General features: G+C 64.9%; 14 protein-coding genes. 6 read left to right on the plus strand and 8 right to left on the minus strand.

Annotated features, from left to right (window positions below):
* Positions 1 to 77 precede the first annotated feature (77 nt).
* From B3E94_RS09825 to B3E94_RS09835, 3 genes are read right to left on the minus strand one after another with little or no spacing between them, the layout of a single operon-like run.
* On the minus strand, positions 78 to 1,202 hold the full coding sequence (locus B3E94_RS09825) for an ABC transporter permease (RefSeq protein WP_286913312.1): 1,125 nt from the start codon (positions 1,200 to 1,202) through the stop codon (positions 78 to 80).
* Position 1,203: 1 nt separating this feature from the next.
* Positions 1,204 to 3,942 (minus strand): ribosome-associated ATPase/putative transporter RbbA, encoded by a 2,739-nt coding sequence (gene rbbA / locus B3E94_RS09830; RefSeq protein WP_286913313.1) that lies wholly within the window; start codon positions 3,940 to 3,942, stop codon positions 1,204 to 1,206.
* A gap of 3 nt (positions 3,943 to 3,945) precedes the next feature.
* A complete protein-coding gene (locus B3E94_RS09835) occupies positions 3,946 to 5,028 on the minus strand; it encodes an HlyD family secretion protein (protein WP_286913314.1) in 1,083 nt (360 codons plus the stop codon).
* A gap of 292 nt (positions 5,029 to 5,320) precedes the next feature.
* Here B3E94_RS09835 and B3E94_RS09840 point away from each other — a divergent pair, with 292 nt between their 5' ends.
* Positions 5,321 to 5,689: a hypothetical protein gene (locus B3E94_RS09840; protein ID WP_236235942.1), complete on the plus strand. Its 369-nt coding sequence runs from the start codon at positions 5,321 to 5,323 to the stop codon at positions 5,687 to 5,689.
* A gap of 218 nt (positions 5,690 to 5,907) precedes the next feature.
* A complete protein-coding gene (locus tag B3E94_RS09845) occupies positions 5,908 to 6,237 on the plus strand; it encodes a hypothetical protein (RefSeq protein WP_236193343.1) in 330 nt (109 codons plus the stop codon).
* A 14-nt stretch (positions 6,238 to 6,251) separates the two neighbouring features.
* Here the strand turns inward: B3E94_RS09845 and B3E94_RS09850 are convergent, their stop codons facing one another.
* A complete protein-coding gene (locus B3E94_RS09850) occupies positions 6,252 to 7,490 on the minus strand; it encodes an NADH:flavin oxidoreductase/NADH oxidase family protein (protein ID WP_286913315.1) in 1,239 nt (412 codons plus the stop codon).
* Between the two features lie 110 nt (positions 7,491 to 7,600).
* On the opposite strand from B3E94_RS09850, the gene B3E94_RS09855 reads away from it, so the two are divergent.
* A complete protein-coding gene (locus tag B3E94_RS09855; protein WP_286913317.1) occupies positions 7,601 to 8,035 on the plus strand; it encodes a MerR family transcriptional regulator in 435 nt (144 codons plus the stop codon).
* An 18-nt stretch (positions 8,036 to 8,053) separates the two neighbouring features.
* On the opposite strand, the gene B3E94_RS09860 is transcribed toward B3E94_RS09855, so the two are convergent.
* Entirely contained in the window at positions 8,054 to 8,254 is a 201-nt protein-coding gene (locus B3E94_RS09860) for a hypothetical protein (protein WP_286913318.1), read from the minus strand.
* Positions 8,255 to 8,469: 215 nt separating this feature from the next.
* On the opposite strand from B3E94_RS09860, the gene B3E94_RS09865 reads away from it, so the two are divergent.
* Both B3E94_RS09865 and B3E94_RS09870 read left to right on the plus strand, forming a co-directional pair.
* On the plus strand, positions 8,470 to 9,267 hold the full coding sequence (locus B3E94_RS09865; RefSeq protein WP_286913319.1) for a lipopolysaccharide biosynthesis protein: 798 nt from the start codon (positions 8,470 to 8,472) through the stop codon (positions 9,265 to 9,267).
* Positions 9,268 to 9,352: 85 nt separating this feature from the next.
* Positions 9,353 to 9,853, plus strand: a complete 501-nt coding sequence (locus B3E94_RS09870) for a methylated-DNA--[protein]-cysteine S-methyltransferase (protein ID WP_236193345.1) — start codon at positions 9,353 to 9,355, stop codon at positions 9,851 to 9,853.
* On the opposite strand, the gene B3E94_RS09875 is transcribed toward B3E94_RS09870, so the two are convergent.
* Positions 9,850 to 10,092: a hypothetical protein gene (locus B3E94_RS09875; RefSeq protein WP_286913320.1), complete on the minus strand. Its 243-nt coding sequence runs from the start codon at positions 10,090 to 10,092 to the stop codon at positions 9,850 to 9,852. The genes B3E94_RS09870 and B3E94_RS09875 overlap by 4 nt on opposite strands.
* A gap of 214 nt (positions 10,093 to 10,306) precedes the next feature.
* On the opposite strand from B3E94_RS09875, the gene B3E94_RS09880 reads away from it, so the two are divergent.
* A complete protein-coding gene (locus B3E94_RS09880) occupies positions 10,307 to 11,002 on the plus strand; it encodes a metallophosphoesterase (protein WP_286913321.1) in 696 nt (231 codons plus the stop codon).
* On the opposite strand, the gene B3E94_RS09885 is transcribed toward B3E94_RS09880, so the two are convergent.
* Positions 10,980 to 11,594, minus strand: coding sequence for a LysE family translocator (locus B3E94_RS09885; protein ID WP_286913322.1), 615 nt, complete (start codon positions 11,592 to 11,594; stop codon positions 10,980 to 10,982). The two genes, B3E94_RS09880 and B3E94_RS09885, sit on opposite strands and share 23 nt — an antisense overlap.
* Before the next feature lie 81 nt (positions 11,595 to 11,675).
* Entirely contained in the window at positions 11,676 to 12,491 is an 816-nt protein-coding gene (locus B3E94_RS09890) for an AraC family transcriptional regulator (RefSeq protein ID WP_286913349.1), read from the minus strand.
* Positions 12,492 to 12,617: the final 126 nt, after the last annotated feature.

Raw genomic sequence — 12,617 nt, forward strand, 5'->3', positions numbered from 1 at the left:
TTGGCATGATGGCGATCATCACCGGCACTACTACGATGACCGCGGTGGCCACGAGTACCGGCGCTACTGATCGCGGCTCAGGCCATCTGGCTGAGGGTGCGCCGGAAGCGGCGTAGCGAGGCCACGAACAGCAGCGTGCCGATCACCAGCAATGCCAGAAATGGCTTCCACACCGTTTCCAGCCCCGCGCCACGGAACAGGATGGCCTGGCCGAGGCTGACGAAATGGGTGGTGGGGGCTGCCAGCATCACGTGCTGCACCAGCTCCGGCATGCTTTCTCTGGGCGTTTGCCCGCCCGAGAGCATGTTCATCGGCATCAGCGTCAGCATCAGCAGCAAGCCGAACTGCGGCATGCTGCGCGCCAGCGTGGCCATGTAGATGCCCATCGAGGTCATGGCGAACAGGCACAGCGCCACCCCGCACAAGAACAGCCCGATCGAGCCCTGGATGGGCACGTGGAGCAACCCGCGCACCACGATATTGAGCGACAGCGCGGTGGCCACCAGCACCACCAGCCCCATCGCCAGCACTTTCGAAGCCATGATTTCCCCGGGCGTCACCGGCATCACCAGGATGTGCTCGATGGTGCCGTGTTCGCGCTCGCGAATCAGCGCCGCGCCCGTGAGGATGATCGACAGCATCGCCACCGAGTTGATGATCTCGGCGATGCTGCCGAACCAGGCTTTCTCCAGCGTGGGGTTGAACCGCGCACGCAGCACCAGCTCCACCGGCAGCGCGCTGCTGACCCGGTGGCGGCTGGCGAACTCGCTGACTTCGCCCATCACCACCTGCTGGATGTAGCCATTGCCGGTAAACGCCTGGCTCATGCGCGTGGCGTCGATGTTCAGCTGTATCTGCGGGTCGCGCCCGGCCAGCAGGTCGCGCTGGAAGTTGGGTGGGATGTTGAGGACGAAGGTGAAGTTGCCGTTGTTCATGCCGGGGTCCACCTCGTCCAGGGCGATCATGCGCGGGATGTTGAACTCCGGCGGGTAGAACGCCGTGGCAATGCGTGCGGACAGCGGCGAGTGGTCCTCGTCGACGATGGCGATGGGGGCGTTGTGCAGGGTTTCCGGCACGGCGGTGGCGGAGGTGTAGATCGACACGCTGAACACGTACACCACCAATATCAGCATCACCGGGTCGCGCAGCAGGCTCCACAGCTCCTTGCGGCCCAGGCGCAGGATGTTCTTCAGTTTGCGCATGTCATCGCTCCTGCTTCTTGAGCAAGGCCACCGCGGCGCCGAGGATCACCGGCACCGCCAGCAGCAGGTTGCCGATGGCGCCGCGCAGGTCCTCGAAGCCCAAGCCCTTGCTGAACACGCCGCGGCTGATATTGAACATGTGCGTGGCCGGGTACGCCTCGCCGACAAGGCGGCCCATGCCCTCCATCGACGACACCGGGTTGAGCAGGCCGGCCAGTTGGGTGGCCGGCAGCATGGTGCCGATCATGGCGAAGAACATCGCTGCAATCTGGCTGCTGGTGACCGTGGATGCCAGCAGGCCCATGCCGGTGGAGATGATGCAGAAGATGAACATCGCCACCACCAGCGTCAGGTAGCTGCCGGTCACCGGCACACCGAACGCGGTGACCGCCAGGAGGCTCATGCAGAAGAAGTTGACCATCGCCAGCAGCACGTAGGGCAACTGCTTGCCCAGCAGAAACTCGGTACGGGTGATGGGCGTGACGTACAGGTTGAGGATCGAGCCCAGCTCCTTCTCGCGCACCACCGACAGCGCCGTGAGCATGGCCGGCAGCATCAGCAGCAACAGCGGGATGACCGCCGGCACCATGGCCGGCAGGCTGGCGATGTCGGGGTTGTAGCGGTAGCGGCTCTGGATATCCACCCGTTGCGCAGCGCCGGCCCCGCGCAGGTGGCGCGTCTGCTCCTGCAGCCAGTGCTGGTGGATGCCTTGCACATAGCCCTGCACGGTTTCGGCGCGTTGCGGCATCGAGCCATCGATCCAGGCGCCGATCTGCACGTTGCGCCCCGCCACCAGGTCGCGCCCGAAGCCTGAAGGGATCTCGATGGCCAGGGCGATCTCGCCGCGGCGCATGCGCTGGTCCAGGTCCTCGTAGCTGGTCAGGGGCGGGCGCTCGATGAAGTAGCGCGAGCCTTCCAGGCTCAGGGTGTAGCTGTGGCTGAAGGTGGTCTGGTCGCGGTCGAGCACGGCGTAGGTGAGGTTCTCCACTTCCATGTTGATGCCGAAGCCGATCACGAACATCAGCAGCAGCGAACCGGCCAGGGCCAGGGTGGCACGGATGGGGTCGCGCCTGAGTTCCAGGGCTTCCCGCCAGCTGTAGCTGAGCAGGCGTTGCAGGCTGAACCGGCGCTGCCTGGCAAGCGGCGGCGCAGGCTCGGCTGGCGTGCCGGTAGCAGGCCCGGGTGGCTCGGCGGCAGTTTCACCGCTCGCTTCGATGAGGTAGCCGATGAAGGCTTGTTCAAGGCTGCTGGCGCCGCGCTTTTCCACCAGCTTGGCGGGGGTGTCGCTGTCCAGCACCTTGCCAGCGTGCATCATCGACATGCGGTCGCAGCGCTGGGCTTCGTTCATGAAGTGGGTCGAGATGAAGATGGTGACCTTGTCGCGCCGCGACAGCGCCACCAGCAAATTCCAGAAATTGTCGCGGGCCACCGGGTCGACGCCGGAGGTGGGCTCGTCGAGGATCAGCAGTTCGGGCTTGTGCACCATGGCCACGGCCAGCGACAGGCGCTGGCGCATGCCCAGCGGGATCGCGGCCGGCAGGCGGTCCAGCACCTGGCCCAGGCCAAAGCGCTCGACCATTTCCTCCACGCGCCCCGGCACCTCGGCGTCCGGTACATGGAACAGCTGGGCATGCAGCACCAGGTTCTGGCGCACGGTCAGCTCGCCATACAGGGAAAACGCCTGGGACATGTAGCCCACCCGGCTGCGGGTGTCGATGTCCCTGGGGTCGATCTCCTTGCCGAACAGCCAGGCCCGGCCTTCGCTGGCCGGCAGCAGGCCGGTGAGCATCTTCATGGTGGTGGACTTGCCGCAGCCGTTGGAGCCGAGGAAGCCGAAGATCTCGCCACGGCGGATGCGAAACGACACCTGGTCGACGGCCGTGAAGTCGCCAAAGCGCATGGTCAGGCCCTGGGCCTCGATGGCGATATCGTTTTCGTCGGCCTGCAGCGGCGGGATCAGCACCGGTTGATGGCCGCGCTTCTTGTCGTCGGGCAGCAGCGCGATGAAGGCCTCTTCAAGCGATGGGCAGCGGGTGCGCGCCAGCAGCGCCTCGGGCGTGCCGGTGGCGAGGATGCGGCCGTCGTCCATGGCCACCAGCCAGTCGAAGCGCTGGGCTTCGTCCATGTAGGCGGTGGCGACGATCACGCTCATGCCCGGGCGTTCCAGGCGGATGCGCGCGATCAGCTCCCAGAACTGCGCACGGGCCAGCGGGTCGACGCCTGTGGTGGGCTCGTCGAGCAGCAGGAAATCGGGGTCGTGGATCAAGGCGCAACACAGGCCCAGCTTCTGTTTCATGCCCCCCGACAGCTTGCCGGCGGGGCGGGCGAGAAACGGCAAGAGGCCGGTGCTGCGGGTCAGCTCGTCGATGCGCCGGCGGCGTTCATCGGCCGCGTGGCCGAACAGGCGGGCGAAGAACTGCAGGTTCTCTTCCACCGAAAGCGTGGGGTAGAGGTTCTTGCCCAGGCCCTGGGGCATGTAGGCGATGCGCGGGCATACGGCATCGCGGTGGCGTTTGCTGGCCATGTCGCCTTGCAGCACCTGGATGTGGCCCTGCTGGATCACCCGGGCGCCCGCCAGCAGCGACAGCAGGCTCGACTTGCCGACGCCGTCGGGGCCGATCAGGCCGATCATGCGGCCACTGGGGACGTCCAGGCTCAGGTCATCGAGCGCGACGGTAGCGCCATAGCGCAGGGTGACGTGCTCGACCTGAGCCACCAGGCCAGGGGGCGAAACGCGCATGGCTTACTCCGTGAGCTTCGAGTTCAGCGAGGCCGGCCACTGGGCCTCGGCGTCGAGCTTGACCCAGGCCACGCCGGGCAGGCCGGTCTTGACGTATTCCAGGTAGCGTTGCAGCAGATGTGGCGGGAGCTGGGCCTTGACCCTGAACATCAGCTTCTGCCGCTCGGAGGCAGTTTCCACGGTCTTGGGCGTGAACTGCGCGGCGCTGGCGACGAACGACACGGTGGCAGGCAGCGGCGTGTCCGGCGCCGCATCGAGGACGATGCGCACCTCACTGCCCAGGGCCACCTGGCCGGCGACTTCGTTGGGCAGGAAGAAGGTCATGTACACGTCCGCCAGATCGATCACGTTCAATACCCGGCCACCGGCGGCGAGCACCTCGCCGGGCTGGGCCACGCGGAACTGCACGCGGCCGCTGCGTGGGGTCTTGAGTTCGCTGTCGCGGATATCGGCCTCGACCCGGTGCAACGAGGCCCTGGCGGCGCCGACGGCAGACTGGGCACCGATGCGCTGGGCTTCGGCGGCCTTGATTGCCGCCTTGGCGGCCCTGACCTGGGCCTTGGCGGCAGCCAGGGCAGCCTGGGCGCCGCGCAGGTTGGCGCGGTCATCGTCCAGTTGTTGCTGCGAGGTGGCGCCTTCTTTGGCCAGGGTTTGCGTGCGGCCGTGGCGGCGCTGGGCGGCGTCCAGTTCGGCATCGCGCTGGCCGACCAGAGCCTCGGCGGCGGCAGCATCGCTTTCGCGCAGGGCAACCTGGGCCTCGGCGGCGGCCACCGCGTGCTCGGCCTGGTGCAGGGTGGCTTCGGCTTCGTCGCGCTGCGCCTGCAGGGTGTCGAGTTGCATGGTGGCCAGCACCTGGCCGGCTTTGACGAAGTCACCTTCGTTGACCAGGATGTCCTGGATACGCCCGGGCAGCTTGGTGGCCACGTCGATCTCGGTGGCTTCGATACGCCCGTTGCCACTGACGAAGCCGTCGCCGGGCCCGGTGTGCGCCAGGTTCTGCCAGGCCCACCAGCCCAGCGCCAGGGCGCCGGCGGCAATGGCGGCGACGAGGAGTTTGTTCTTGGGCAAAGCGGATAGCAGGGTCATGGGCAGCTCGACGCGTTTACGAGGTTGGGTTCGGTGACGGGCGAGAGGGGCGGTATCGACTTCGCCCGATGCTGCACAGCGTGCCAGTTTGCGCAAAGCGCATGTTGACTTGAGGCAAGGCTTGGGTGGGGGGCACTACTCAGTCAGTTCCGCGATAAACCGATATAGCGAACCAGCATATTGCCCCGATAGTTAGCAGGCGTACTATGTTCGGCATAGAGAATTAAAACAGGGGCTTTATGCAGTTGCGGGTTTGTACAGCGTTATCGACGGGGCAGCAGGAGTGTGTCGCGTGAAGCGTTCAAGTTCATTCGCAGGCGCAATACTGGTATCGGCGTTGGCCACCGTATTCATGGCGGGGTGCGCACAGAACCCTGATGTACGTGACGGCCACGATTACACCTCCGGTACCACCCAACGAAGTGCACCCGATTATTTGGGATGTGTAAAAGGAGAACTGCAAAGCAATACCGCCACCTTCGAAGAGGGCACCGGCGATTCGGTCAAGCTCTATGTGGACAGCACCGACCCCAACAAGGCCAATGGCCTGGTGGAAGTGCAGGGCAGTGGCGCCCAGCGTCACTTCACGGCCTATCAGCGCGATGCCTGGTATGACCATGGCCGGTTGCTCGATGCCGCGTTGATGTGTTCCAAAGCCTGATTGCAAGTAAGACAGAACAAAAAGCCCGCACCCTGGAGCGCGGGCTTTTTGCGATGGGTGCTGATCCATCAGCGCCGCGAATTCTACGCAAGTTGCCGGCGATTGAAATGCGACGGAAGTCTGGCGCGGCGGCGCAGGCATAAGCCACTACCTTGGTTGATTAGTACTTTTGCGCAAGCCTGGCTAAAATAGCGCACGTCCCTATCGGTCAATTGCAAATGCCTACTTTTCGCATTCTTTTCTGTGCCGCTCTGGCTTTGGGCCTTGCCGGCTGCGCCAACCCTGGCAAACCTACCGCCAGTAAGCTGACTCCAAAGTCGCCCAGTGAATATGCGGCCTGTGTGCTGCCAAAGTGGCAAGCCGTGGCCCCGGCCACCACCCAGAAGTCCATCGCCCATGGTTACCGGCTGACCGCTCCCAGCGCCTTGAGGTCGGACGAGGTGCTGGAAGTGGTCAGTTACCGCGAAGGTAGCCGTGCCACCTTCTACAAGGGCAGCTTCCTGTCTGGCGACAAACTGCGCGAGGCCGCCAGGGATTGCCTGGAGTGATGCCAGCCGGTGCTTCATTGCGCCAGTCTGCCCTTCATCATGCGTTTGTACTGACGCACTCTTCGTAACGTGCACCACTGCTCCTGCAGCAGCGCCCGCAGGGGCGAGGCCTGTGTGCCCGGTTGGTTGCCCGCGACCAGGCGGCGCATCTGCAGCTTGACCAGGGCCATGTAGGCCAATGCGGCGAATGCCTTGCGCTTCCAGCGGATGGGCTGCAGTGCAGCACTGGCGCTGCTATCGCCTTGCTGCCAGCGCTTGGGCAAGGCCGGGTCGACGGCCAGCGCCGTGGCAATGCCGGCCATGGCCACGCCACTGGCAAGTACCTCTTCGACCACCGGCAGGCGGCGGATACCGCCTGTGACCATCACCGGCATCCTGGCGATAGCGGCGATATCCCGGGCAAAGTCGAGGAAGTACGCTTCGCGCGCCAGGGTTCGCCCGTCACGGGCATCGCCTTGCATCGCCGGCGCTTCGTAGCTGCCACCAGAAAGCTCCACCAGGTCCACAGCCAGGTCGTTGAGCCAGAGCACCACCTGGCGAGCATCCGCCGGCTCGAACCCACCGCGCTGGAAGTCGGCCGAGTTGAGTTTGACGGCCACGCAGAAGCCGGGCGACACCGCCGCACGTACCGCCTTGACCACTTCCAGCAGCAGCCGCGCACGGTTTTCCAGGCTGCCGCCCCAGCGGTCCTGGCGCCGGTTGCTCAAGGGCGAGAGGAACTGGCTGAGCAGGTAGCCATGTGCGGCGTGGATCTGCACGCCAGTGAAGCCCGAGGCTTCGGCCAGGGCTGCAGTGCGGGCGAAGCGCTGGATCAATGCGCCGATTTGCGCTTCGTCCAGTGGCTGGGGCAAGGGAAACAGCTTGGACAAGCCGCCCATCTCCAGGCCAACGGCCGAAGGCGCCACGGTCGGCTGGCCGAGGTTGGCCTGCATCTGCCGCCCCGGGTGGTTGATCTGCATCCAGAACTGCGCGCCCTGCGCCCGGCCGATGCTTGCCCACTGGCGAAAACGCTGCAGTGGCTGGCTGTCGTCGAGCATCACGCCGCCTGGGCCGGTCATGGCGCTGGGGTCGATCATGACATTGCCGGTCAGCAGCAACCCGGCGCCGCCCTCGGCCCAGGCCTGGTATAGGCGCAGCAGTTGATCGGACGGGGTCTGGTCGGGGTTGGCGAGGTTTTCTTCCATGGCGGCCTTGGCGATGCGGTTGGCCAGGGTGCTGCCATTGGGCAAGAGCAGGGGGGTGAATGGGGTCATGGGTAGTCTCCAAAAAGGGCGCCGCGTATCGGCCGACACGCCGATCGCCTGGGCTTTGGAGAAGGCTAAGGTTAAAGTAAACCTTAAGGTCAAGAGGGAGAGTGCACATCATGAAAATCGGTGAACTGGCCCGGCGCACGGGCCTGACGGCCTCGCGCATTCGTTTCTATGAAGCCAGCGGGCTGATCGAGGCCCGCCGGCTGGGCAATGGCTACCGCGATTACCCGGAGCAGACGGTGCGCGCGCTGGAGATCATCGCCTGTGGCCAGCAGGCCGGCTTCAGCCTGGAGGAAATGCGCAAGCTCACCGGCGCATCGGCCGTCGGTGCCGAGCGTCATGGCCTGCTGCTGGCGAGCCTCAAGCGCAAAGTGGCGGAAATCGAAGCGATGCAGCAGCGCCTGGCGCACAACCGCGCGCAGTTGCTGGCGGTGATCGCCGGTATGGAGGGCAAGCCCGAAGGCATGGATTGCGAGCAGAATGCCGAGCGGCTGATCGGTGGCTGGCAGGCGGGCGAGGGGGCAGGAACAGGCCAGAGCCGTGCGTGAACCAATGCCCCCGCGGCGTTATTCGGCGTTCATGTTCAAGCGCTGGCATTGCAGCTCTGCAGCGGTCTTGCTGGGATAACTGGGTTTCAGGCGCTCCTTCGCATGGTTGTCGTAGATGTCGAAGCCGCCGCATACGGTCGCTGCGAAGCACCTGCTACCGATGCGCAATGACTCCTTTTCGAGGGGTACAGCCGGAACGATAACGAATCTCGGTTGCATCTTTCGTGCCTCCCCAGGCAGAGACTTAAGTATTAGTCTCTGGGTTGGTATGCATCAAGGCAGCTCATGAATTAAAGCTGGAGAGTAATGCGCGGAGAATGGGTAGGCCTAAATGAGACTCATTAGTCTAATTAGGTAAGGAATTTGTAAAAAAGTTTTAAGAAGACTTTAAGGCGCGTATCCTGTACGGGTTTACAGACCTGACAAATACCTGAATGAACACACTTCCGTCGCAGCAGCACACTGCTGAACGCGGGGCGTTCTCCAGTTTCGAGGCGTGTCGCAATACCCAGAAGGGCCCCGTGGTGATTCTTGCTTCGGGCGCTTCCGCTAAACATTTCCCCATGGGTGAGTTCGCTCACTTGCCAGTGATTGCCATGAACGGCTCCATCGCGCTCACTGCCGCCAGTGGCGTAAAACCGTTCTTTTACGTCTGTACCGACAAGAGCTTTCGCCAGCAACAGCCGGCACTGTTTGCCCAAGCCATGGGTGACAGCCAGCGCGTGGCCCTGTGGCCCGAACAGTTCGCCAATACCGACATACCGAGCGACACCCAGTGTTTCCCCTTGCGCAAGGCAGAAATCCCCGGCTTGTTCGACAGCCTGCGTGGGCATGGCGGCAGCCATGTCTGCAGCCGCACATTGTGGAGCAAACGGGCCCGTTCGATCGCCTTCAGCAAAGATTTGTCGACCGGCTTCTACGATGCCCGCACAGTCGCCTACGTTGCCCTGCAACTGGCTTACCACCTGGGCTTCGAGCAGGTGCTGCTGGTGGGCGTGGACCTCGACCAGTCGGTTGGGCGTTTCTACGAAGAGGAAGGCGCAGAGGGCGAACGCTCGCCGTGCGGGCTGGACCAGCACTGGGACAGCCGCATCCTGCCCTCGCTGACCTTGATGGCCCGGGAAGTGGTGAACGAGCATTTTCGCGTTTACAACCTGTCGGCCACCTCGCGCATACCGCAAGCGGTGATCCCCAAGATCGGCCTCACTGAAGCCCGACGCATCGCGGCCTGAAGATTGCCTGCGCAAGAAAGCGGATGCGCAGGCTGCCCTGCAGCGCTAGAGTGCGGGCAACCTTCGTTGCGGTGGAAACCTGCCCATGTCCTGCGCCTTCACGTTCCTGCAATCCCCCGTCGGCACCTTGACCCTGGTCGCGCGCGGCGAGCGGCTGGCGGCCGTGCTGTGGGAGGAAGAACGGGAAAACCGCGTGCGCCTGGGTGAACTGCACCGTGATGACCAGCTGCCGATACTGCGCGAGGCCGCACGCCAGCTGGGCGAGTACTTCGCCGGCACGCGCCGGCGCTTCGACCTGGCGCTGGATTTTGCCGGCACCGAGTTCCAGCGCCAGGTGTGGGCCGCGCTGCTGACCATACCGTTCGGCGAAACCCGCAGTTACAGCGATATCGCCCGGCAGATCGGCAACCCCAGCGCGGTGCGTGCAGTGGGCGCGGCCAACGGGCGCAACCCGATTTCGATCATTGCCCCTTGCCACCGGGTGATTGGCGCTTCCGGCAGCCTGACCGGCTTTGCCGGCGGCCTACCGGCCAAGCAATACCTGCTGGCGCTGGAAGGGCGCCAGAGCCTGGCCCTGGACCTCTAGCCCAGCCAATAGGCAACCAGGCAGGTCAGCAACGCCAGCAGCGAGCCCGCCATCAGCGTGTAGTGCCGCTGCGCCCGCCGGGCGAGTGGCCGTGCTTCGCGCAGGTACTGGTCAGGTGTCGGCGCATCGGGGCGGTGGCGCAGGCCCTCGGCGATGTCGGCCAACTGGCCTTGGATCAACAGCCCGACCAGGTAGTAGGTGGCAGCGAAGCTGCCCAGGGTCAAGAACAGATACTTCATGCAGCCATGGCATCCAGCCGGGCACAGCGTTCCATTTGCATTCGTTTGCACCTTCAGATCAAGGTGAAGAGCATACTACTGCGACACAACGGGTTACCAGCCATGGGACAAGTGCCCCTCGACCTGCGCGGGTCAGGGCCATGTGCCATGCTGTTGACTGTCAGCGCCATGAGCAGGTGCGCCTGCCCCGGCGCGGTAGCCGAGGAACACTGCAATGAGCCGGTTTCGGCGGGTAGCCGCCAATAGCAATGGACGCGACCTGGCCGTGGGCGATATCCACGGGCACTTCCAACGCCTGCAGGCGTGCCTGGACCAAGTGGGGTTCGACCCAGCGGTAGACCGCCTGTTCAGCGTCGGCGACCTGGTCGACCGCGGCCCGCACAGCGCGCAAGCGTTGGCGTGGCTGGCCAAGCCGTGGTTCCACGCGGTGCAGGGCAACCATGAGTCGCTGGCGATCACCCACTTTCATGGTGGGCGCCTGGATCTGGAGATGTACCGCGCTGCCGGCGGCGGGTGGTTCCTCGACCTGCCCAGGGACGAGCAAGAGGTGTTCGTCGAACAGTTCCTGCAATTGCCCATTGCCCTGGAGGTGCAGACCACTGCCGGCCTGGTCGGGCTGCTGCATGCCGACAGCCCCTTCAACGATTGGGCGGCATTGCGCGACAGCCTGCTGTTCGATGACGACGCCCAGGTGCGCGAAGTGTGCCAATGGTCCCGGCAACGCCTCAAGGATGGCGGTACCGAGCCCGTCGCAGGTTTGCGAGCGTTACTGGTTGGCCATACGCCGGTGTTGCAGGCCAAGCGCCTGGGCAATGTCTGGCACCTGGACACCGGCGGCTGGGCCAGCGGCCATTTCAGCCTGATGGACATGGCCAGCCTGACGCTGCTCAGCCCCGCAGCAAATGAATGAGCAGTGCCGCGCCCAACAGCACCAGCATCAGCCCCGACGCACGCTGCAACCCGGGCAGGGCGCGTGAGAAGCGCCGCAGCAGGCGCTGGTTGCCGATGGCCATGGCCACCAGCAAGTCCCAGCCCAGCACGATGCCGAACATCCAGGCCCCATACAGCCACTTCCAGCCCACGCTGCTGCTGGCGACCATGCTGGCAAGGCTGGCATAGAACAACCCGTTCTTGGGGTTGAGAAACCCCGACAGAAAACCCATGCCCAGGCCGCGCCACCCGCTGCTATGGGCCCGCCCAGCGCCGACGGCGGTGAGCTCGGCCTGCCCGGCGTGGCGCCAGAACAGCACGCCGATGTACAGCAGATAGAGCGTACCGGCCAGTTGCAAACCGATGAACACGGCGCTGCCTTCACGCAGGATGGCCAGGCCGGCGAATGCCACCGCGATGAACAACCCATTGGCAAGCGCGATGCCCAGGCACACGCCGCTGGCGGCGCGCCAACCGGCCTTGAGCGAGGTGCGGGCGACCAGGAAGAAGTCTGGCCCAGGCGAGAGCAGGGCAAGGAAGTGGGCGAGGGCGACGATCAGGAACTGCTCCATGGCTGCAGTGGCTCTCCGGTTGGGAAAACCGCAGTGTGCTGACCACCCCGCGCCAGGTATTGAAGATTATTGCAGCGCTGCCTACACAGCCGAACCCTGCCGATACTGGCCTGGGGTAACCCCGACGTGCGCCTTGAACACTCGCTGGAAATGGCTCTGGTCGGCAAACCCCAGGCGATACGCCACTTCCGCCAGCGCCAGGCCATCGCGCAGCCATTGCCGGCCGCGGTTGACCCTGGCGTTGAGCAGATAGGCATGAGGGGTGAAACCCGTGGCAGCTCGAAAGGCCCGGATCAGTTGGTAGCGGCCAAGACCAGCTTGCTGCGCCAGTGTCCCAAGGCTCAACTGGGCAGGGTCCAGCGCCTCGATGTGCGCGATTAGTTCTCCTAGCACCGCCGTGCCCAGCGCAGGTGCCGGGGCCGAGGGCAGCGGCGGATGCTCGGAAAAGTCGTGGTCACCCATGAAGGTGATCAGTGCCGCTTCCTTTTCCGCGCTGCCCGCGGTGCTGAACAGCAGGGCATTCAAGCTGCAGAACGCGCGGTACAGCGCAGGGCTGCGGCTGATGCGCGCCGGCTCGCCGGCTTCGGCGCCACGGAGGCCCGACTCCAGCCGCAACTGGCTCAACCACGGGCCATCGATGTGCAGCATCTGGTAGCTCCAGGCCTGCCCAGGCTCGGGGTTGCAGGCGTGCAACCGTTGCGCCGGCACCAGCACCAGGGTGCCGGGCGTCAGGCGTACCTGGCCGTCGCCGGCGCCGGTGAACTGGCTGCTGCCGGCATCCACGGCGCCGATGGAGAAGGTCGGGTGGCTGTGCGCCTTGTAACAGGCCCGGCTGTGGCAGGCCCGGCGGCTTTCCACCCAGGGCAGGGTCGGGTCACGCCAGAGCAGGGTATGCATTTCGGGCACGGCAAACTCCTCGGTCGGGCCCGGAGCTTAACAGCGCCAGGTGCGGTGCGGCAAAGCGCGGGCCGTACAGTTTTGCCTGCTGGCTGTACCTTGACCCGCTTGCCGCCAGGCGTCTGA

This window comes from Pseudomonas sp. UBA6315 (genome assembly GCF_002438125.1).
GTDB lineage: Bacteria > Pseudomonadota > Gammaproteobacteria > Pseudomonadales > Pseudomonadaceae > Aquipseudomonas > Aquipseudomonas faucium.